We start from the raw sequence: 21,462 nt of genomic DNA on the forward strand, positions 1-21,462 counted from the left end.
GAACGTTAACTTCAAAATGCCCCGCCGTCGTAGACTATCAGAGATCGAGCGATCGACCATCGCCCAGGACCGCCGGAACGGCGTCTCTGCGGCGTCGTTGGCAGCCCACTACGATGTCAGCCTTAAGACGATCTACAACGTGGTGAACCACCGGGATGAGCGTCAGACAGCGAACGGCAGCCGATCGCGGGTTGTGGGGATCCGGGTCTCGGACGACGACCTGCGCCGGTTCGACGCGGCGCTGTCGCGGCGCGGGATTGCGCACCGCTCGGATGCAATGCGCCGCCTGATGCTGGCGGCCGAAGGTGTCTTCCTGCCCGACGACGAGATGTGCGACGAGTTGCGCAGCCTCGGCGCCGCGCTCAACCGGATCGGCAACAACGTGAACCAGATCGCGCGACGTCTGAACGAGGCCAAGGTGCGGGGCGAGAGATTGTCCTACCCGGCCTCAAGTCACCGTGACGTCCGCGCCCTTGCAGGTCTGGTCTTCGATCTGGCCGACCAGGTCCAGGAGATGTCGCGTGCGCGGCGCAGCGTGCTGGACCTTGAGATCAGCTCTGCCCTGGCGGGCCTCGCCGAGAGGAATGAGAATGGCGCGGAGTGACCGGGTCCGTGGCATCGACCCGGCGCTATTTGACCGCGGCTGGAGCCGGGTTTCGGGATCCTGGCAGGGGCTTTCCAAGGGCGCGCAGATGGTTCGGGCCGCGCGCGGCTATTCGCCAGCGATCTTCAAGGCTATCTCGAAAGGGGGCTGCCACACCGGGGTGCAGTTACGGGCGCAGCTCACATATCTCACGACGAAGTCGACCCATATCCTCGACAGCCGCGGCACCCATGACGGGAAGAAGCAGCTCTCGGAAGCCGAGATCAACCGCGTGGCGCGGCGGTTCGAGAACCAGTGGAACGAGCGCTACAGCCCCAAGCTTGGCCATACGTCGCATCTGCTGATGGCATTCCCGGTTGGGACCAGGGGTGAAGAGGTGCGCGATATCACCCAGGCGGTCTGCGAGAAGTTCTTTCAAGGTGAGGGGTCGCAATTCGACTATATTGCTGCAATACACCAAGATCGCGCGCATCCACATGCGCATATCGTTCTGAACCGCCGCAGCAAGGATGGCGAAATGTTCTTTCTCGGGAAGGATCATCACTTCAACTACGACGCCTTTCGCGAGGCGATGGTCGAAGCGGCTAGAGGACATGGGATCCGCCTTGAGGCGACGCGTCGTCTGGATCGCGGCGTCACGACCTACCGCGCCGAGATCGATGAAATCTACAAGGCCCGCGACGAAGGCCGTCCCCCTGTCGAGCGCCAGAGAACCGGCGCTGACCTGGCGGCCGCTCTGGAAACCGTCCGACAGAATGCCCTGATCTATCGCGGGCTCGCGGCGGAAGCGTCACGTTCGAATTTCGAAGACGTGGCCGAGGCGCTCGAGAGGGCCAGCACCATCCTTGCCAGTGGCGGTCAGATTCAATCTGACGGAGCCATCTATATGTCCCAAGACGAAGCAGCGTTCGACACACTGATCACCGAGTTTTCTCAGAATATTCGCCAGATCGAGGCGGCGATCGACAGGGCGCCGGCGGCCGAGAAGCCGGTGATCGAGCGCAAGCTGACCGACGTTCTGGCCTCGGTCGCGCATCTGAACCCGCTTGGGGATCGCTCCGCCGCCCTGGTCGATGCCCCATCCCGGGACGGCATCTATGCAAGGCCGAACTTAAGTGAAGAACACCTCGCGCGTCTTGACGATGGAGAGGTGGCACCAAAGCTGGCCGAGGCGTTGCAAGGCACGGGCATCGATGCCGAGGCTGTGGCCGCGCGCCTGCGGGAGGGGGCAGGCAATGCCGCATTGGAGCGCCAGTGGCTGGCACAGGATCTGCAAGGGATTGCCAAAGCAAGCGACCTCGATCTGGAGAAACCTGCGGACCGGGAAGAAGCGCTCGACCGGCTGGAAGCCGTGCATGTTCGGTTGGGCGATGTCCTGACCGACGTAAGCGTCCTTCGCGCGCCAACCGAGATCGACGAGGTGGACAACGCTGAGCCAGCGCTCGGCGAGCGGTTGGCGGTACCAGAGGGTGATCTCGAGAATGACGGGCCCGACATTTTTGCCCCATCGGAGCGGCAGGCGTTCAGGGCGCTGGTGGCGCAGTTCCGTCGGACGGATTTCGATCATCCGTTTTCCGACGACCCCTCTGTACGGCGGGCAGGCGCTGTGGAGGTGGAAGAGGCCCGCGCCGCGTTCGATGCCTACGCGCAGAAATCGCCGCAACATGCCGAACTGGCGTCGATGGCCTGGGACCAGATGACTGACAGCCGAAAGCCGCCGCAATACGCGGTATCGAAACAGGACCGCACGCTTCATGCTGGCGACATGGACCTCGCCTTGCGGGATCCTTCGGATCATCTCGGTCCGATCACCGAAGAGCTCCGCACCCTCGCTCGCTATCGCACGGAGATGCCGGATGATGAATTCGGTGCGGCCGTTCAGGACGAAATCAACCACCTTCGTTCGCTCGGCGCGTCGCGTGCCTATATCAGCGAGCGCAGTTTCGAGATCGAGGACCAGGCGCGACAAGACTACGCCGAGCGCCGGTATATGGAAGAGACCGCCCCAACCGTCATGGCCTTTGTGCGAAACGCCGACGTCGAGGGCCCGCTCTCCGAGTCAGAGCAGCAGGGCATCGTCCGGCAGATAAACGCGCGACTAAGCCCAGACGCAATCGACGCGCTGCGGGCCGGCAACGCAGAAGTCCTCGACAAGTTCACTGAGGATCCGCTGCGCCAGCTAGAACTCGCCAGGACCTATCTTCAAAGCAGCGAGGTCACTGCGCACGGTCCGGCGATGGAGCGCGTTCTCGATGCATTGGCCGAAGAGCAGATCGAGGCGCAGCGCGCGCGCCACGCCGCGGCACATGGTGAGAAGGGAATCACCCATGGATAAAGGCAAGATTGCCCTCGGAGTGTTGAGCCTCGTGCTGGTCGGTCTCGCCATGGGCTATGTCGTGGCGACCGACTTTGTCATGTTCCGATATGGGCTCTCACCCACGCGTTTCGACGTCACCCTGCTTGCCCGCGAATATCGGGGTCTGTCTCAGTCTGCGCCGAAGGACTTCCTCTGGGTGAACCTCATCCTTGGCGGCTTCGGCCTGGCATCGCTGATGCTGAGCGTCACGCTTCTGGGGGATGCATTGACCCGCTTCGGGACGACGCATTGGCAGACCCGCAGCGAGATGAAGAGGAACGGTTTCTTTGCCAAGCCCGGTGGCGGCTTCCTTCTGGGCAAGCTTGGCTCCCCGAAGTCCAAGCGCCCGTTCCTTGTCTCAAAAACCTTCCCCCACGCACTGATCGTGGCGCCCACGGGCCGCGGCAAGGGCGTGGGATTTGTGATCCCGAATCTGCTCACCTACAAAGGCTCTGCCGTGGTACTCGACGTGAAAGGCGAGAACTTCCGCGAGACCTCGCGCTTCCGCGCCAGCATGGGGGACAAGGTCTTCCGCTTCGCACCGACCGACTGGGATCGACCGACCCACCGTTACAACCCGCTGGCGCGCATCGCGGCCATGACCAACCCTGACCGGCAGCAGATGGAGCTAAAACTCACCGCCAAGCTCTTCCTGCAAACCGACAACGAAAAGCTGAGCGGGCTTTTGGCCGGGGGCATCGACCTTTTTGTGGCAGCGGGCCTTCTCGCCTTCGAGCGCGGCGTGCCGACCATCGGCGAGATCTATCGCATCACAGCCTCGGGGGGCGACAAGCAGAAGGAATACTTGAAGCGTTCGCAGGAGGTGAAGAACAAGTCGGCCAAACTGATCTTCGAGCGTATGGCATCGACCAACAATGACACCCTCACTTCCTACCTCTCCCTCCTGATGACATCGGGCCTCGACACCTGGGACAACCGCGCGATCGACGCCGCCACCGCGACCTCTGACTTCTCATTCCGGGAAATCCGCCGCAGCCCACATGCGATCTATCTTGTGGTCGAGTCAGAGATGATCCGCCCGTTGGCTCCGCTGATCCGTCTCTTTTTCTCAGACCTGATCGCCTCGCTGCAGGCACAGGAGCCCGCGGACGATGAACCCTGGCCCGTGATGATCATGCTCGACGAGTTCGACCGGCTGGGGAAAATGCCGATCATCGCCGAAAGCATCAAGACGCTGCGCTCCTTCGGCGGAAACCTCGCCATCGTCACCCAGACCATCCCTGCGCTGGACGAAATCTATGGCGAGAATACCCGCAGGTCGCTTCAAGGCGGCGCGGGTGTGAAGCTCTACCTCACCCCGTCAGAGCAGAAGACGATCGAGGAGTTGAGCCAGGCCGTCGGCAAGACCACCAAGCGTGTGGTGACCCGCTCCCGCGCTGTTGGCCGCAATCCGTTCGAAGGGCGCAGCGTCTCAGAGCGAACCGAGGATACCCCGCTCCTGACAGAGGATGAGGCCCGACGCATGGATCTCGATGAGGTCATCCTTGTGATCGACGCGCAGATGCCTATCCGCGCGAGAAGGGTGAAGTATTTCGAGGACCCTGCCCTGAATGTGCTGCACGCGGGTCAATCGGGGAGCTTCCCGTATCCGGACGAGGATAGACTGCGGCGGGATCGGCAAATGTCCGAAACCCGCGAGACTGTAGAAAAGCTGAAGCTGGAGCTACAGGAGGTGCGGGCGTTGAATGTCGCGCCGGACGCGGACCCAAACGCGGCGAAGCCATCGAAGACTGATCCTTTTAGTTCAACGAAGGCCCGCGGCCGCGCGGCTCGTGCTGCTGCGAGCGGCGGTGTCCAGGATCAGCTGTCGCTTGATATCGAGGGATTGGGTATCACGAGCACAGACCGGACGGCGCTTGCTTCGGCAGTTCAGACGACGAGGGCGATAATTGCCGAGCACGGGTGAATTCTCAACTGCGGACCTTCGCGCAAGGCCCGGCGAATAGCGGTTCCGAGCCCATTTCGACCGATGCTGCGATCGGCACGAATGTCAGCTCATTTTTTGCGACCACAAGCGGAGACCAAACAGGCTATGCTAGCTACAGCGAGATGCGTTCGTCTTCGTACAGTTGCCGCTATGTGAAATAGATATTGGAAATGCTTCGGATTCCTCTTAGATATCTCTCGATCCTCGTCAGCGTCGCCCTGCTGGTTATCGGTAACGGCCTTCAACAGACGCTGGTCGGTCTGCGCGCGGGCATCGAAGGATATGCCGAAGAAACGGTCGGCGTGATGATGTCGGCCTATTTCGTCGGGTTTGTATTCGCCTCGATTCAGGCGCCGCGGGTGATCCAGCGGGTCGGGCATATCCGCGCCTTCGCTGCTTTCGCTTCGGCCGCGTCTGCCTTTGCGCTTTGCTTTGCGATCTTCGTCTCGCCGCCGGTCTGGATCGCGCTCAGGGTTGCACAGGGTGCTTGTTGGGCCGGGCTGATCATCATCGTGGAAAGCTGGCTCAATGCCTCAGCGGAACGCAGTTGGCGCGGACGTGTGCTCGCGATCTATTCCATCGTGATGTACGCGGCCTGGGCGGCGAGCCAGCCGATGGTCGGACTGGCGCCGACATCGGGCTTCGTTCTTTTCGCCGTCGTGTCGATCTGCATGTCACTGGCACTGGTCCCGATCACGCTCAGCCGCGCGGGCGGTCCGGGCGTCGTGCTTGCAACGCGCCTGGAACTGAAGCGCCTCTTCGCGATCTCGCCGACGGCCCTTGCTGGGGCCTTTGTATTGGGCGCAACGGTCGCGGCCTTTTTCGGGATGGCGCCGGTGGCGAGCCAGCAGGCCGGCTTCACAGATACTCAGACCGGCACAATCCTCTCGGCGGCCCTGATCGGGGCTCTGGTCTTGCAATGGCCTTTGGGCTGGCTGTCGGACAAGGCCGATCGCCGTCTCATCATCCTCTGCAGCAGCCTCGCCGGTCTTCTCGCCGCACTTCTGCTCGGCCTGCTCCTGTCGAGTGCTGCGCAGATAGTTGCGGTTGTATTGTCCTTCGTTCTAGGCGGCACGCTTCTGCCGCTTTATTCGGTCTGTCTGGCCGAGGTGAACGACCGGATCGACGAGGGTGAGCTGATTGCCGCGGCGAGCGGCTTTGTGTTGGTTTACGGGGTCGGCTCCGCCGCCGGACCGTTCGCGGCAAGCGTGACGATGGGATGGGTGGGACCGTCCGGCCTGTTCTACTTCATCGTTGCGATCCTGGGCCTGTTCGCAGCCTACGGCACCTTGCGTATCCGGCTTCGGGAAAAGACCGTCATCGCGGACAAGCAGCCCTACGTCGCCACGCCCAGCACCAGCCACGCGGCATTGCCATTGCATCCGGACGCGCAGGATCGGGCCACAGGAGAACCCGCGCCGCGGTGATCTGTTTCACGCTGCCTCGGCCGGCTGTTTGACGCCGTCGGCGATCCGCTTCAGATCCGCGTCTTCCAGCGTCTCGCGCTCCAGCAGTTCGGCCGAAGAGCTTTCCAGCAACGCGCGGTTCTCGTCCAGAAGCGCGAGTGTGCGCTCGAAAATGCTGTCGATCACGTCCTTTACCGCCTGATCCATGCGTTCGGCAGTGGCGTCGCTGTAGCGACGATTCAGCCACGAGCCCTGGTCGCCCTGACCCAGGAAATTGCCACGTTCGGTGTCGTAGGCCACGTGGCCCAGTTCGTCGTCCATGCCGTAGCGCGCCACCATCGACCGCGCGATGTCGGTGGCGCGGGCGAGATCGTCGGAGGCGCCGGTCGAAAGGTGGCCATAGATGATCTTTTCCGCCGCGCGGCCGCCCAGCAGGACGGCGATCTTGTTCTCCAGCTCCTCGCGGGTCATCAGGTAACGGTCCTCGGTCGGCCGCTGGATCGTGTAGCCGAGTGCGCCGATGCCGCGCGGGATGATGGAGACCTTGTGCACTTCGTCCACGCCCGGCAGGGCCATGCCGACGATGGCGTGCCCCATCTCGTGATGGGCGACGATCTCGCGCTCCTTCTCATTCAGCCGACGGTTCTTCTTTTCCAGCCCGGCGACGATGCGCTCTACCGCTTGCGTGAAATCCTGCATCTCGACGTGGGTAGCCCGGCGCCGTGTCGCCATCAGTGCGGCCTCGTTCACCAGGTTTGCTAGGTCCGCGCCGGAAAACCCCGTGGTCAGCGCCGCGATCTGGTCCGGGTCGACGCCATCGGCCACCTTGATCTTCTTCATGTGCACTTCGAGAATCTGCACCCGCCCGGCGCGGTCGGGGCGGTCCACCAGCACCTGCCGGTCGAAACGGCCCGCGCGCAGCAACGCCGGGTCGAGGATTTCGGGCCGGTTCGTTGCGGCCAGCAGAACGACGCCCTCGGTCGGATCGAAACCGTCGAGTTCGGTCAGAAGCTGGTTCAACGTCTGCTCGCGTTCGTCATGGCCCCCGCCGGGATGCTGGCCCGCGGCGCGGGACCGGCCAAGCGCGTCCAATTCGTCCACGAAAATGATGGCCGGCGCTGCCTTCCTCGCCTGCTCGAAGAGGTCGCGTACCCGCGCGGCGCCGACGCCCACGAACATCTCCACGAATTCCGAGCCGGATATCGAGTAGAAAGGCACGCCCGCCTCGCCGGCAACGGCCTTGGCCAGCAACGTCTTGCCGGTGCCGGGCGGGCCGACGAGAAGCACGCCCTTGGGCATCCGCGCGCCCAGGCCGCCGTAATGCTCGGGGTCCTTCAGGAACTCGACGATCTCTTCAAGTTCCTGCTTGGCCTCGTCCACGCCCGCCACATCGTCGAAACCGACCTTGGTGTCGCTCTCGACATAGATCTTGGCCTTGCTCTTGCCGATCGACATGAAGCCGCCCATCCCCTGCCGCTCGGCGAACTTGCGGATGAAGAAAATCCAGATGCCGACGAAGACAAGCGCCGGCAGCACCCAGGATAGCAGCGTTGTGAGCCAGGTGTTCTCGACCGCCCCGGTATAGGTGATATCGGCCTCTTCAAGACGCTCGATCATGTCGGCGGGCACGGTGGTGGCGACAAAACCGGTCTTGCCGTCCTGCGGCTCGCTGAACGTGCCGCGGATCGTATCGCTGCCGATCACGACTTCCTCGATGACACCCTCACCGAGATAATCCTCGAACTGGCTGTAGGGGATTGCGGCAATGGTCTGGGACTGCACCCAGAGATCGCGAAGCAGAACGACCCCGAAGATCGCGAGCAGGACATACCAGAAATTGATCTGTGTTTTCTTGTCCATTGGCGGCAATCCTCCTTTCTTGATGCTGCCAAACATAATTCCTGACACACCCTCTTGACAAGATTTTACACCCTTCCCAAATGCTTGAGTGCGGGATGCCGCTGAATGGGTCCCGGAGATGTTGGTGAGATACGAGGCGTGTGCATGATGCAACGCTTCGGTCCCGTCATCGGCCGCGAGGTGCATCTGTTGGCCTTGCGTATCGAAACACGTGGTCGCCATGCGTCTTCGTGCAGGCTCGCAACCGGGCCCCTCCCTTCGCGACAGTCCCGCAACGTGAAACGCGGTCCGCCCGCTGCGGACCCCCGATGTTGTGACCAGGAAGAGGAGGATACGATGCTGAACTACGGACTGTCCCAGGCGCAATGGGATCCCTTCGCGGAACTGCGCCAGCTTCAATCGCAGATGAACCGCATGTTCGAAGGCGGCGGGCGTAGCCAGCGTGCAAGCGATGGCAACTGGCCCCCGGTCAACATGTGGCTGGGCGACGAAAGCGTGGTCGTCACCGCCGAGATGCCCGGTGTGGGCAAGGACGACATCGACCTGACGGTGCGCGAGAACACCCTGATCATTTCGGGCAAGCGCAATCCGTCCACCGATGACGAAGATGCCGCATGGCATCGTCGCGAGCGCCCGCATGGCGAGTTCTCACGTTCCGTCCGCCTGCCGCTGCGCGTTGATCCCGACAAGGTCGAGGCACGCGCGAAGAACGGCGTGCTGGAGATCGAGATGGGCCGCCCCGATGCGGAACGGCCGCGCAAGATCAAGGTCAAGGCAAGCTGACAGCTGAAACGAGAGGAGGAAAGAACCATGGCAAACGAAATGCAGAAAACCGGCGGCGATGTGGCCCGGTCCGAAGCGGAAGAAACCCGCGATACCGGCCCGACTTTCCGTCCCGCCACGGACATCTTCGAGAAGGACGATGTGGTGACGCTGACCATCGACATGCCGGGCGTTGTCCCGGACAGCGTCGATGTCTCGGTCGAGAACCGCTCGCTCACGGTGCGGGGCACGATCGAGGCGCCCGTGCCCGAAGGCTATCGGCGCATCTATGCAGAATACGCGCCCGGCACCTTCGAGCGGGCCTTCAGCCTGCCCGACACCATCGACGCCGACAAGATCGACGCCACCCATCGTGACGGCGTCCTCACGCTCACCCTGAAGAAGAGCGAGGCCGCCAAGCCGAAACAGATCAAGGTCAAGGCCGCCTGAGGCGACCCGGACCGAAACAGGAAAGGAGGAAATGACAATGGCATTCAGCGATCTCATTCCCTGGGGCCGCGACCGCAACCAGCCGTCCGGCCGACGCAATGAAGACGACAACCCCTTGATGTCGCTCCAGCGCGACCTCAACCGCGTGTTCGAGGATTTCTGGAGCCGGTTCGACAGCCCATTCGGCAGCATGGCCACCAATGGGCCGCGCACCGACATCTCGGAAACCGACGAGGCGATGCTGGTCTCGGTCGATCTGCCCGGCCTCGACGACAAGGATGTCGAGGTGAACGTCACCGACGACATGCTTACGATCCGCGGCGAGCGCGAGGAGAAGGCCGAGAAGGATGGCTTCACCTCGCAGTCCCGGCGCAGCTTCCACCGGATGATCCCGGTGCCGCCGGGCGTGGACGCCGAAAAGGCCGAGGCGGAGTTCAAGCGCGGCGTGCTGACCGTGACCCTGCCCAAGACCGAGGAGGCCAAGGCGCGCGTCAAGCGGATCGACGTCAAGTCCGGCTGACTTGGCTAGGGGCGCGGGGATTTGTCCGCGCCCTGACTCGCCCCATTTCACTGCTCGGCGTGTCGCTAACCGCCACATTTTGATGCCGGTCAAGGCAAGGCTCCACAACTTTGAATAAAATTGCGCCATAGCAAATAGTCAGGAGGAAGACAGGATGGCAAACGGAATCTGTGACATCTGCAAGCGCCGCCCGGCCTCGTTCCGGGCGCAGGTATCGGTCAATGGCGAACGCCAGGTAATGGAGCTTTGTGACGATGATTACCGCAAGCTCGCACGCCAGCAGCGGCGGTCGTCCTCGCCGCTGGAATCGCTCTTCGGCGGCGGATCGCTCTTCGACGAATTCTTCGGTGACAGCCCGCTTGGCGGGATGGACCGGCGTATCGGCGACGAAAGCGAAGGTCAGCGCATTCCCGTAAATCGTGGCAGTCGGCGCGGCCAGGGCGGGGCGAGCATCGCCGATCGTCTTAGCGAACAGGGCAACAAGCTCTTGCAGGAGGCCGCGCAGAAAGCAGGGGAACTCGGCCGCTCCGAGGTCGATACCGAACATCTGCTCTTCGCGCTGAGTCACAGCGATGTGGTCAGGACGCTGCTGGAGCAATTCAAGATCGACGTGGACGACCTGCGCCGCCAGATCGACAAAGAGGCCCCTCGCGGCGAAGACAAACAGGATGGCGAGATCGGCGTCAGCCCGCGTCTGAAGGATGCGCTGAACCGCGCCTTCGTCGCCTCGAACGAGCTGGGCCATTCCTATGTCGGCCCGGAACACCTGCTGATCGGACTCGCCGAAGAAGGCGATGGCCTGGCCGCCGACATCCTTCGCAAGCTCGGCCTGACGCCGCAGTCGCTGCGCCAGCAGGTCACGAAGGTTGTGGGCCAGGGGGCCGAGGAGGGTCGGGTCGAGACGCCCTCGAACACGCCCGACCTCGATGAATTTTCTCGCGACCTCACGAAACTGGCTCGCGACGGCAAGCTCGACCCCGTTATCGGCCGCGCCCGCGAGATCGAGACCACGATCGAGGTTCTGGCGCGGCGCAAGAAGAACAACCCCGTGCTGATCGGCGAGCCCGGCGTCGGCAAGACCGCGATCATCGAGGGCCTGGCACAACGGATCGTGGCTGGCGAGGTGCCCGAAGCTCTGCGCGACAAGCGGTTGGTCGAGCTGAACATCAACTCGATGGTCGCCGGATCGAAATATCGCGGCGAATTCGAGGAACGCATCCAGAAAGTGCTGAAGGAGATCGAGGCCAACAAGGACGATCTCGTGCTCTTTATCGACGAATTGCACACGATCATGGGCGCGGGCCAGGGCGGCGGCGAAGGCGGGCTCGATGTGGCCAATACCTTCAAGCCGGCGCTGGCACGGGGCGAGTTGAACCTGATTGGTGCCACCACACTCAATGAATACCAGAAGCACATCGAGAAGGACGCGGCACTGGAGCGGCGTTTCCAGCCGGTCTATGTCGATGAACCCACGGTGGCGCAGACCATCATGATCCTGCGCGGCCTGCGCGACACGCTGGAGTCTCACCACAAGGTGACGATCACCGACGAGGCCATCGTCGCCGCGGCCGAATTGTCCGATCGCTATGTCACCGGCCGCTTCATGCCCGACAAGGCCATCGACCTGATCGACCAGGCCGCTGCGCGCGTGAAAATCAGCGCCACCGCACGGCCGGTGGACGTGCAGGAGCTGGAAGCGGAGACGAAGCAAATCCAGCGCGAACAGGATTACGCCGCCGCCCGCAAGCAATTCGACCGTGCAGGCGAACTGAAGAAGGAACTGGAGGAAAAGCAGACCGAACTGGATGCCCTGCTGGAAACCTGGAAACGCGACCGTGCCTCGGCCAGCGCCGAGGTGCGCACCGACCACATCGCGCAGATCGTCTCCAAGCTGACCGGCATCCCCGTCACCGACCTGACGACCGAGGAGCGCGAGAAGCTGCTGAAGCTGGAGGACCAGTTGCACGAGCGCGTCATCGGCCAGGATCAGGCGATCGGTGCGGTGGCCGACGCGGTGCGGCTGGCGCGCGCGGGGTTGCGCGAAGGGTCCGCCCCCACGGCGACATTCATGTTCCTCGGGCCCACCGGCGTCGGCAAGACCGAACTCGCCAAGGCGCTGGCCGAGACCGTCTATGGCGACGAGGATGCGATGATCCGCATCGACATGTCGGAATACGGCGAGCGCCACGCCGTCGCGCGGCTGGTGGGCGCCCCGCCGGGTTACGTGGGCTATGACGAGGGCGGCCAGCTGACCGAGCGCGTGCGCCGCCGCCCCTATTCGGTGGTTCTGCTGGACGAGATCGAAAAGGCCCACGCGGATGTCTACAACATCCTGTTGCAGGTCTTCGACGACGGGCGGCTGACCGACGGCAAGGGCCGGGTGGTGGATTTCACCAACACCATCATCATCGCCACCTCGAACCTCGGCTCGGACATCATCCAGCGCAACCTCAAGAAGCGCGGCACGAAGGAGTTCGACGAGGGCAAGCAACGGGGTGAGTTGATGGAGGTGCTACGGCAGCATTTCCGCCCCGAGTTCATCAACCGGATCGACGAGATCATCGTCTTCCATTCGCTCAACCGCCCGGAAATCCGCCGGATCGTGGAGTTGCAGCTCGACCGCGTGGCGCGCACCGCGCTTGGTCAGGGCGTCGAGATGGCGTTCGATGAAAGCGTGACCGATCATTTCGCCGCCGTGGGCTTCCAGCCCGAATTCGGTGCCCGCGAATTGCGCCGCCTGATCCGGTCGGAACTGGAAACCGAACTGGCCCGCGCAATGCTCTCCGGCTCGGTCGAGGATGGCGACAAGGTCCGCGCCGCCTGGTCGGCGGAGGAGCAGAAGATCACCTTCGAGAAACAGGAGGTCGCGGAGGAGGACAGCGCCGAACCGGAAGACAAACCGGCTGACACGTCCGGCACCGCCGATGGCGATGAAGACAGTGAAGCCACGGACGCAAAAGGGGAGTCCGATGCGTCCGAGGAGGCTTCCGCGAAGTAACTGGAGGGTTTTGAAGATGACACATGAAACCAACCCGATCCCCGGCTTCTGTTCCCTGTCGAAGAACTGGTGGGCCTTCGTGCTGCGCGGTGTGCTGGCGCTTGTCATCTCCGTGCTGGCCTGGTTCATGCCGGCCGAGGCGGTGCTGACGCTCACGCTGGTCTTCGGTGCCTTCGCCTTTGCCGATGGCGTCTTCGGCCTGATCGCGGCCGTGCGCCAGATGCGCGAGGGCGAACGCTGGGGCTGGCTCGCCTTCAGCGGCATCCTCGGCATCCTGACCGGCATCGTCGTGATCGTCTCGCCCTTCGTGGCGACTCTGGTTCTGGCCGTATTCCTCTGGGCCAGCATCGCCTTCTGGTCGGTCTTTTCGGGTCTGCTCGAGATCGTCACTGCGATCCGTCTGCGCAAGGAGATCGAGGGCGAGGTCTGGCTCGGGCTGAGCGGCATCGTGTCGGTCCTGCTGGGCGTCCTGATCGTCTGGTTCCTGGCAACAAGCCCCGTTGAAACCCTGCTGGCCCTCGGCTGGCTGCTGGCGATCTATGCCGCGATCTTCGGCGTGACGATCATTCTGCTGGGCTTGAAGCTGCGAAAATCCGGCGGCGGGGCCGACCATACCGCATCGGCGGAAACGGCCTGAGACATCTGAAAGCAACCTGTTCTGAAAGGAGGTCACGATGTTCAGCATGAGAGGTCATAACCGGCCGATGTCCCGGCCGACGATCCCCGGAACCGACCTGTCGTCGCCGGACGTGCCCACGGCGATCATCTATCGCCCGTCGCGCAGCGCGACCCAGTCGGGGCCGCGCCCGCGGCACTGGATACTGGAGTTCGAGCCCGCCGCATCCCCGGAGATCGAGCCGCTGATGGGCTGGACCGCCACGCGCGATCCCTACCGGCCGATCCGGCTCAGCTTTCCGGATCGTGAAAGCGCCATCGACTACGCCGAACGGCAGAACTGGGATTACATTGTGCGGGACGAAAGCCAGCGCCGCCGCGGCCCCCGGCGGGAACCGATCTTCCGGCCCCTTGAAAGGTTGGACGGGCCGCAACCGCGCGTCCGGACCGAAGACCGCAAACCGCCCGCCGAGGACGAGACCGATCCAGTGACCCTGGCCGCGCTGGAATCCTTCCCGGCCTCCGACCCGCCGGCCTGGACGGGAACGACCCTGGGGGGCCGCTGACGTATTGGACGTGCGAAAACCGGCCCGCCGCATGTTCACATCACGATGAAGGACCGGACAACAGGAAACCGCAAAGGAGAAAGGAGATGCCCATGTTCATTCGCAAGACACTCGCCTCGTCCGTCAGTGCCCTGGCGCTGACATCCATGCTGGCCCTTTCGCCAGCCTTTGCCCAGGAGACATCGCAGCCCCCGACCGCCCAGACCAATGAGGCGGTAAGCGAAGCGGTGCAGGATGAAGCGTCCGCACAGGTCGACGAGAAACGGAAGAAACTTCTCAATGACGCAACTAGGGCACTTGCGGAAACGGAGACCGCTCTCAAGGCTCTCGATGAAGGAGACAGCGAGGCTGCGCTCGAAGCGCTGGCAGTCGCAACCGGCAAGCTTCAAAGCGTCGTCGCCCGCGATCCCGACCTCGCTCTTGCGCCTGTCGATGTCCAGCTGCTCCAACGTGATTTGTTGGGTGACGTGGAAACGATCGACGCGGCCCGCGAGGCAATCGAAAATCTGGTGGACGAAGGCAACCTCCAGGAGGCCCGCCCCCTGATGCGCGATTTTGCCAGCGAAATCGTGGTGGAGACCACCAATCTGCCGCTTGCCACCTACCCCGACGCGCTTCTGCGCGCGACCTCCCAGATTGATGCAGGCGATGTGGAGACCGCGAAACAGACGCTTGCGACCGCGCTTGGAACCGTGGTCGTGACCGAGGAAGTGATCGCGCTTCCGGTTCTGAGGGCGCAACTCCTGATCGACGCTGCGGAAAATGCGCTTGGCGACGGTGAAAGCATGACTGCGGATACCGAAGCCGGGGAATCCGCGGCGGCCGAGACCGAGGATGCCGACGCCGCCGTCGATGCGGAACCGCTTTCGCCCGGCGAATATGTCGAGGCTGCGCGTAACCAACTCAGGATTGCCGAAGCGCTCGGCTACGGCAACGAGGACGATTTCGAGGAACTGCACGAAAACCTCGATGAACTCGACGAGAAGATCGACGCCGCGCACGATACCGGCGGCATCTTCGACAAGATCGGCGACAGCTTCATCCGTCTCAAGCAGAGGCTGTTCGGAACGGATTCGGAATGATGCGCTGCCCTTCCACAATCAACTGCCTTGCAACACCGGTGGCCGGATACCTCCGGCCACCTTTTCCACCGGCTTGAAGGAGATCGAAGATGCCCGCACTTGTTTCTCGTCTTGGCCACATTCTGGTGGCTCTTTGCATCGTTTCGCTGACATTCGCGGCGCCGGTCGCGTCGCAGACGGCCGACCGTCCGCTATTTCGAAGCGACAGCGGACTGCCCACTCTGGCACCCCTTCTGGCCGAGGTCACTCCGGCCGTGGTCAATATATCCGTCGAAAGCCGCCAGACAGCGGAGATGAACCCGCTCTTCAACGACCCGTTCTTCCGGCGGTTCTTCGATATGCCGCCCGTGCCGCAGCAGCCCACGCCGCGCCAGCAGATGAGCGCCGGGTCGGGTGTGATCATCGATTCCGAAGAAGGCTATGTCCTTACCAATCACCACGTGATCGAAAACGGCGACCGGATCGTGGTCACGCTCAAGGATAGACGACAGTTCGATGCTGAACTCATCGGCAGTGACCCCGGAACCGACATCGCATTATTGCAGATCGAAGCCGAGGATATCTCCGCGCTGGAGCTTGGGGACAGCGACAGCCTGCTTGTCGGGGACTATGTGCTCGCTATCGGAAACCCTTTCGGCCTCGGACAGACGGTGACTTCCGGTATCGTCAGTGCATTGGGGCGCAGCGGCCTCAATGTCGACGGCTACGAGGATTTCATCCAGACCGACGCGTCGATCAACCCCGGAAACTCGGGCGGCGCGCTGATCACCCTCGACGGGCGATTGGTCGGCATCAACACCGCGATCATCGCGCCGTCCGGCGGCAATGTCGGAATAGGATTCGCTGTGCCCGCCAACATGGCCAGCGCGGTCATGGATCAGCTGATCGAGTATGGCGAAGTGCGCAGAGGCCAGCTTGGTGTGATGATTCAGGATTTCACGCCCGATCTTGCCGACGCATTGGGCATCGAAGCGGGCGTCGGCGCAGTGGTCACACAGGTCGAGCCCGACAGCGCGGCCGAGGAAGCCGACTTGCAACCCGGCGACCTGATCGTCGCCGTCGATGGCCGCCCCGTAGCGGGCTCCGCCGATCTTCGCAGTCAGATCGGGCTGAAACGGATCGACAGCGATGTCGAGTTGCAGGTCATTCGCGACGGCGAGGAACTGACTTTAAGTGCGACCCTGCGTGAAGGCGGGCTGGTCGCCGCCGCAACCGGCGAGCGCGCGTTCGACCGGCTTTCGGGAGCGGAGCTTCGCGACCTTCAACCGGGCGACCCGTTCTATGGCAACCTTTCCGGCGTCGTGGTTGCGCGGCTCGATCCGGGAAGCCGGGCGGCGCGTTCGGGATTGGAAGCGGGTGACATCATCCTCGCTGTCAACCGCGTGTCGGTCGCTTCGGTTGCGGATTTGCGCCAGCAACTGGCGCAGGTCGATGGGGCGCTCGCCCTCACCATTCAGCGAGGCGCGGCCCGCATCTTTCTGGTCATGCGCTGAACCTTGGTGGATATCGAAGAGGAGGGTTCCATGTCCGAGACTGAAAAGAAACCCGAAGCCGTAGCGATCACCGATGACATTGGCCAAGACGCTAAGGGCCTTGGAACGATGCCGAAGGCGGAGGACAAAAGCCCGGAGGTCGACATCGCGCGTCTGACCGACAAGTGGAAGCGCGCGCTCGCTGATGCCGAAAACACCCGCAAGAGGGCAGACGCGTCGTACGCGGAGGGGCGTGAACACGGTATCGCCTTGGCCGTCGAGGCTCTCGCGCCTGCCCTTGACGCCCTGGCGCTCGGGATCGAGGCCGCGCGAGCAAATCCGGATGCCGAAGATCCCAGGATCGTTTCGCATCTTGAGGGTCTGTGCAATGCCCGGACGGCCTTCGAGACCGGACTGAAAGCACTCGGCGTGAGAACCATCGCGCCCGAGAACGCGCCTTTCGACGCGGCCCTGCACGAAGCGATGCAGATGCAGGAAACAGACAAAGTCAAACCCGGACAGGTCATGGTCTTGCATCGCCCCGGCTATGCCATCGGCCAGCGCCTGATCCGGCCTGCCCGCGTCACTGTGAGCGCCGCACCAGCCAAAGCGGCGGAGGCATAAGTAATGCTGCGACTTGCGCTCTATCTCGGTGCGAACTTCGCGATCCTCGCGGTGCTGTCGGTGGCGTTCCGCCTGTTCGGCATCGACAGCCTGTTGCAGGCAAACGGCGTCGATCTGAACCTGACGGCGCTGCTGATCTTCGCCGGGGTGCTGGGCTTTGCCGGATCGCTGATCTCGCTCATTCTGTCCAAGAGCATGGCAAAGGCTGCGATGCGCGTGCAGGTCATCACCACTCCACGCAGTGCGGTCGAGCGCTGGCTGATCGAAACCGTCCACGCCCAGGCGGATCGCGCCGGGATCGGGCGGCCCGAAGTCGGCATCTTCGATCACCCCTCGCCCAACGCCTTTGCCACCGGCTGGAATAGCAATGACGCACTGATCGCCGTCAGCACCGGCCTGTTGCATCTTATGGACCGGGGCGAGGTCGAGGCGGTGCTAGCCCATGAGGTCAGTCATGCCGCCAATGGCGACATGGTGACGCTCGCGCTGATCCAGGGCGTGGTGAACACCTTCGTCATCTTCCTGTCACGCATTGCCGGACTGCTGTTCGATCGGCTGATCCTGCGGATCGAGCGTGGCTATGGGCCGGGCTTCTGGATCGTGTCGCTGATCATGGAAATGGTCTTGGGCGTGCTGGCCATGGCCATCGTCATGTGGTTTTCGCGCTGGCGCGAGTACCGGGCCGATGCAGGCGGCGCGGCACTGGCAGGACGGCGCAACATGATCGCGGCGCTCGAACGGTTGCGGCAGGCGCAGAACGCACCGCCACTGCCCGAGGAAATGCGCGCCTTTGCCATCAGCGCTGGCCGCGTTCAGGCGCTCTTTGCCAGCCATCCCCCGCTGGAGAAACGCATCGCCGCGCTGAGGCAGGGTGTATGATCGCGATCTTCTCGCTCCTGCTTGTCATCGCCTTGTCACTGCTGATCGTTCGTATCGGCACCATCGCGTTGACGATGACCGGCCTGACCGAAGAGGTTGCGAAGTTTCAGGCGCTCTCTGCCTTTTCCGGCGCGGGCTTCACCACCGACGAGGCCGAACACGTGGTCTCCGGGCCGGCACGCCGCCGCATCATCGGCCTGTTGATCCGGGCCGGCTCGGTGGGGATCGTGACCGCGATCTCGACGCTGATGCTGTCGATGATCGGGGCGGAGCTGCAGGCGACCGCGGATCGGTTGATCATACTCTTGCTCGGTGTGGCCCTCATCTTCGCTCTCGCCCGCTCTGAGCGGCTCGAACGGTGGGCCACCCCGTTGATCCGCCACGCCCTTCAGAAATCGACGGACCTCGATCTGCGGGACTATGCCCATGTGCTTCACCTGCGGGAGAATTTCGCGGTCGGGCGCGTCGAGGGGGCAGAAGGATCGGACTGGTCCGGGAAAACACTGAAAAGCCTGAACCTGCCCTCGCTCGGGATCAATGTTTTGGGGATCGAGCGTATGGATGGAAGCTATGTCGGCGTGCCCGACGGGGAAACGGCACTCAAGGCTGGGGACCGGGTGGTGCTATTCGGAGATCGGGACGAAATGGATCGTCTGGGGTAAGAGCGGGTCGTTCATAGAGAGCCGTTGATCGAACCAGGCTAGAACGCCCCTCTGTAACTACTCGCTTCCGATAGCTGCCATTGGCGCAACGGTAGCGAAGTGCACTTTGTCCGCATTGTGGGCTTTGCCGAAGGCCTTGGCGAACGGCAGCTCATCGGCGTCTATCCTGTCAGCCGTTTTGCCCTCTCCGCTATCCGGACCACTTGCGCACCTGCCTTCGCCGCAGCGCTCCGCACAACCACAGGCGCCTGCACCGCACCTCGTCCGATCGCTTCGCCTGTCGTGAGCGCACCGATCCGCGATCTGCCCTTGACGCCGTTCGTATTGAAGATGCCTCGCATGATCCCGGTCGAGCCAGCGACAACGGCGGGCGCGGCCACCACCATCAGGTTGCCCGAAATCCCCCGTACGATCAGGGGCGTTGCTGCGACAAAGCCCTTCGCCAGGAAGACCATGACGAAGAACGGCACCAGCGATCCGATGTTGGCGGCGGAGTTAGGATCGCCAAGCTGTGCCAACAGAGAATTTGCCATGCCGACCACAGTTGAAAACATAGCTGCGATGACGATGGGGTAGAAGGCATAGCTGACCGTCGTCGAAACCCACCTATGGAAGAAATCCTTGGTCGCGTCGAAGAGCGACAGTGCGATCATGATCGGAGCGAGGCCAAGCATGAGTGTCAGCATCATCTTGGCGAAGATGAGTACGATGCCGGTCATGAAGCCGAGAAGGCTGAGGAGCACCAGGCCAATGCCGCCGAGGATCGCTCCGGTCATCCAGTTGAGGTTGTTGCCGATAGCGTTAAGGTATTGGCTGAACTCTGTAATCAGTCGGTCGAATTCGGCTGCGAAATAGGTAGCGCCCGCCCCGCCGCCCCCGACTGATGAAATCAGTGCGCCCGCCACATAGTCGAGCCCGCCAATGACTGCATTTGCGACAGTGTTGAAGTTGGCCCAGTTGAAGGCGAAGAGCCCTATCAGCATCAGCTTGATCAGGTACCAGAAGAAACTTGCCCCATCCATGCTGCGGAACTGGAATGCCATGTTGATGCAGACGCCGATCAGCGAAAGCGTGACCATCAGCAGGACGATCGTGCCGGTATTGCTCGCCACGGCCCCGAACTGGGACTCGGCCGCATCGGCGAGGAAGCCGTCGGCGGTTCCAACCATCCAGCTGACGATGCTCATTACCAGTTGCCTTGCGCTTCGCAGATATCCTGGACGGCGCGGGCGATCTGGTTCTGTTCGTTGCGGAGGGCCAATTGGGCTTGAGTGTGCTCCGCTTGGGTGTCGCTCGCGAACTGTTCCTCGTACTCGGTCGAAGCGGCATCCCAAGACGGGAAGCGCACATCACAGCCGCAATCGCCACTTTCGTTGATCGTCTCCCATGACCGCAACTCGTAGAGACGCATCAACGTCAGCGCCTTGTAGGCTTCCCGCGGATTGATTTCGTCCATCCAGGTCGGGCGCGCCGGACGATCGTTGCAGATCCGGTATTGTTGAGGCGACATATCGACCGTGAGATCGTTTGAGATCGGAGGCGAAGTCTGCGCCACAAGTGGGCCCGCAAGGGCGGCAAGCATGACTGCGAGGATTGGTTTTCGCATCTGGGGGGTTCCTTTTTTACTCAGCGGCAACGGAGGGGCTCTTGTTGCCTCTGCCGTCGACCGTGTCGAGGTTCAAATCTGTGGTTTGGCCCGGGAGAAAGAACTCGGTGATTCCGCGCGCGCCTTCATGGCGGCCTGCCTGAATGATCACGTCGATCGAGCCCTCAATATAATCGATCATGTCGGCATAGGTCATCGGCACATCGGTTTTCAGGGCAGCGATGGCGAGGCGACGAACAGCAAGTTTTGGGGTCTCGGCATGCAGCGTAGTCAGCGATCCACCGTGACCGGTGTTGATTGCCTCGAGAAACGTCATCGCCTCGCGCCCGCGGACTTCGCCCAGGACGATCCGGTCGGGTCGCATGCGAAGCGTTGAGGCCAAGAGCACATCGGCACTGCGGGCATCCGTGTCCCGGTCCGCGATCAACGTCACGACATTGGGCTGCTCGGGGCGCAGCTCGGCCGCCTCCTCGATGGTGATGATCCGCTCTTCGGGCGGGATCAGCGAAAGGATCTTGCGCGCCGCGACCGTCTTGCCGGTCGATGTACCGCCCGAGACGATCATGTTGAGCTTGTTCTCGACGCAAAACCGCAGCGCGGCGTCGATGTCGCCGGACCTCACCACATTGCGCAGCGCGGCGTTCCGTTCCCGGCGCAGACCCTCAAGGCTGCGTTCCTTGCCGAAAAGGAATCCGAGTTTGATCTTCTCAAGCGGCAGGGAGGAGAAGAACCTAAGAGAAATCGAGAAACCGCCCTCGACTGCCGGCGGCTGGATCACCTGCGCACGGATCGGGCGATCTCGATACAGGATCGAGACAGAGACGATGGGCTTCTTGGTGCTGAGCGTGGTCGAGGCTGCTGAGGCGATCTGGTTGCCGAGGTCCTTGATCTCGGTCTGGCTCAGCAGGCTGCCGAGACCTCGCATGAAGTGATCGCCCTGGAATTCGCCCCAGACTTGTCCGTCGGGATTGATGCAGATCTCGATCGTGTCGTCGCGCAGGACCTCGGGGCCGAAACGGTCGAGCGACGCTTCCAGATAACTTGCAGCCATG

The 21,462-nt window shown here is 62.8% G+C and carries 19 protein-coding genes; 15 read left to right on the plus strand and 4 right to left on the minus strand.

What is annotated here, in order from left to right:
• Nucleotides 1-16: 16 nt before the first annotated feature.
• From mobC to ABWV23_RS16465, 4 genes are all read left to right on the plus strand, one after another.
• Nucleotides 17-604 (plus strand): plasmid mobilization relaxosome protein MobC, encoded by a 588-nt coding sequence (mobC, locus tag ABWV23_RS16450; protein WP_353349714.1) that lies wholly within the window; start codon nucleotides 17-19, stop codon nucleotides 602-604.
• Nucleotides 591-2,939, plus strand: coding sequence for a relaxase/mobilization nuclease domain-containing protein (locus tag ABWV23_RS16455; protein ID WP_353349716.1), 2,349 nt, complete (start codon nucleotides 591-593; stop codon nucleotides 2,937-2,939). The genes mobC and ABWV23_RS16455 overlap by 14 nt, the downstream gene beginning before the upstream one ends.
• A complete protein-coding gene (locus ABWV23_RS16460) occupies nucleotides 2,932-4,887 on the plus strand; it encodes a type IV secretory system conjugative DNA transfer family protein (protein WP_353349718.1) in 1,956 nt (651 codons plus the stop codon). The genes ABWV23_RS16455 and ABWV23_RS16460 overlap by 8 nt, the downstream gene beginning before the upstream one ends.
• A 191-nt stretch (nucleotides 4,888-5,078) precedes the next feature.
• Nucleotides 5,079-6,335, plus strand: coding sequence for an MFS transporter (locus ABWV23_RS16465; RefSeq protein ID WP_353349720.1), 1,257 nt, complete (start codon nucleotides 5,079-5,081; stop codon nucleotides 6,333-6,335).
• Between the two features lie 6 nt (nucleotides 6,336-6,341).
• Here ABWV23_RS16465 and ftsH read toward each other — a convergent pair whose 3' ends face one another.
• Nucleotides 6,342-8,174, minus strand: coding sequence for an ATP-dependent zinc metalloprotease FtsH (gene ftsH, locus ABWV23_RS16470; RefSeq protein WP_043870013.1), 1,833 nt, complete (start codon nucleotides 8,172-8,174; stop codon nucleotides 6,342-6,344).
• Between the two features lie 336 nt (nucleotides 8,175-8,510).
• Between ftsH and ABWV23_RS16475 the strand changes: the two genes are divergently transcribed.
• The 11 genes from ABWV23_RS16475 to ABWV23_RS16525 all read left to right on the plus strand — a co-directional run bounded on the left by ABWV23_RS16475 (nucleotide 8,511) and on the right by ABWV23_RS16525 (nucleotide 18,804).
• Nucleotides 8,511-8,957, plus strand: a complete 447-nt coding sequence (locus tag ABWV23_RS16475; RefSeq protein WP_043870014.1) for an Hsp20/alpha crystallin family protein — start codon at nucleotides 8,511-8,513, stop codon at nucleotides 8,955-8,957.
• A 27-nt stretch (nucleotides 8,958-8,984) separates the two neighbouring features.
• Nucleotides 8,985-9,386, plus strand: a complete 402-nt coding sequence (locus ABWV23_RS16480; RefSeq protein WP_043870015.1) for an Hsp20/alpha crystallin family protein — start codon at nucleotides 8,985-8,987, stop codon at nucleotides 9,384-9,386.
• Between the two features lie 37 nt (nucleotides 9,387-9,423).
• Nucleotides 9,424-9,906 (plus strand): Hsp20/alpha crystallin family protein, encoded by a 483-nt coding sequence (locus tag ABWV23_RS16485; protein ID WP_043870016.1) that lies wholly within the window; start codon nucleotides 9,424-9,426, stop codon nucleotides 9,904-9,906.
• Between the two features lie 154 nt (nucleotides 9,907-10,060).
• Nucleotides 10,061-12,904, plus strand: coding sequence for an ATP-dependent Clp protease ATP-binding subunit (locus tag ABWV23_RS16490; RefSeq protein ID WP_043870017.1), 2,844 nt, complete (start codon nucleotides 10,061-10,063; stop codon nucleotides 12,902-12,904).
• Nucleotides 12,905-12,920: 16 nt separating this feature from the next.
• On the plus strand, nucleotides 12,921-13,541 hold the full coding sequence (locus tag ABWV23_RS16495) for an HdeD family acid-resistance protein (protein WP_043871727.1): 621 nt from the start codon (nucleotides 12,921-12,923) through the stop codon (nucleotides 13,539-13,541).
• 37 nt (nucleotides 13,542-13,578) lie between these two features.
• A complete protein-coding gene (locus ABWV23_RS16500) occupies nucleotides 13,579-14,085 on the plus strand; it encodes an NADH dehydrogenase ubiquinone Fe-S protein 4 (RefSeq protein ID WP_082033239.1) in 507 nt (168 codons plus the stop codon).
• A 92-nt stretch (nucleotides 14,086-14,177) separates the two neighbouring features.
• Nucleotides 14,178-15,167 carry a YfdX family protein gene (locus ABWV23_RS16505; protein ID WP_052453273.1) on the plus strand — a complete coding sequence of 330 codons (990 nt, stop codon included), beginning with the start codon at nucleotides 14,178-14,180 and terminating at the stop codon, nucleotides 15,165-15,167.
• A gap of 89 nt (nucleotides 15,168-15,256) precedes the next feature.
• Complete coding sequence (locus ABWV23_RS16510; RefSeq protein WP_353349726.1) at nucleotides 15,257-16,660, plus strand: DegQ family serine endoprotease; 1,404 nt, start codon at nucleotides 15,257-15,259, stop codon at nucleotides 16,658-16,660.
• Between the two features lie 30 nt (nucleotides 16,661-16,690).
• Nucleotides 16,691-17,263, plus strand: a complete 573-nt coding sequence (locus ABWV23_RS16515; protein WP_052453274.1) for a nucleotide exchange factor GrpE — start codon at nucleotides 16,691-16,693, stop codon at nucleotides 17,261-17,263.
• Nucleotides 17,264-17,266: 3 nt separating this feature from the next.
• Nucleotides 17,267-18,142 carry a protease HtpX gene (gene htpX, locus ABWV23_RS16520; RefSeq protein ID WP_353349729.1) on the plus strand — a complete coding sequence of 292 codons (876 nt, stop codon included), beginning with the start codon at nucleotides 17,267-17,269 and terminating at the stop codon, nucleotides 18,140-18,142.
• Nucleotides 18,139-18,804 (plus strand): cation:proton antiporter regulatory subunit, encoded by a 666-nt coding sequence (locus tag ABWV23_RS16525; protein ID WP_353349731.1) that lies wholly within the window; start codon nucleotides 18,139-18,141, stop codon nucleotides 18,802-18,804. The genes htpX and ABWV23_RS16525 overlap by 4 nt, the downstream gene beginning before the upstream one ends.
• 161 nt (nucleotides 18,805-18,965) lie before the next feature.
• On the opposite strand, the gene ABWV23_RS16530 is transcribed toward ABWV23_RS16525, so the two are convergent.
• From ABWV23_RS16530 to ABWV23_RS16540, 3 genes are read right to left on the minus strand one after another with little or no spacing between them, the layout of a single operon-like run.
• Nucleotides 18,966-19,991: a TrbL/VirB6 family protein gene (locus ABWV23_RS16530; protein ID WP_353349733.1), complete on the minus strand. Its 1,026-nt coding sequence runs from the start codon at nucleotides 19,989-19,991 to the stop codon at nucleotides 18,966-18,968.
• The gene (locus ABWV23_RS16535) at nucleotides 19,991-20,410 is read right to left on the minus strand and encodes a hypothetical protein (RefSeq protein WP_057821014.1); all 420 of its coding nucleotides are present in this window, start codon (nucleotides 20,408-20,410) and stop codon (nucleotides 19,991-19,993) included. Before ABWV23_RS16535 ends, ABWV23_RS16530 begins: the two co-directional genes overlap by 1 nt.
• A 16-nt stretch (nucleotides 20,411-20,426) precedes the next feature.
• Complete coding sequence (locus tag ABWV23_RS16540) at nucleotides 20,427-21,461, minus strand: ATPase, T2SS/T4P/T4SS family (protein ID WP_353349736.1); 1,035 nt, start codon at nucleotides 21,459-21,461, stop codon at nucleotides 20,427-20,429.
• Between the last annotated feature and the right edge of the window lies 1 nt (nucleotide 21,462).

The organism is Aquicoccus sp. SU-CL01552 (assembly GCF_040365005.1).
GTDB lineage: Bacteria > Pseudomonadota > Alphaproteobacteria > Rhodobacterales > Rhodobacteraceae > Antarcticimicrobium.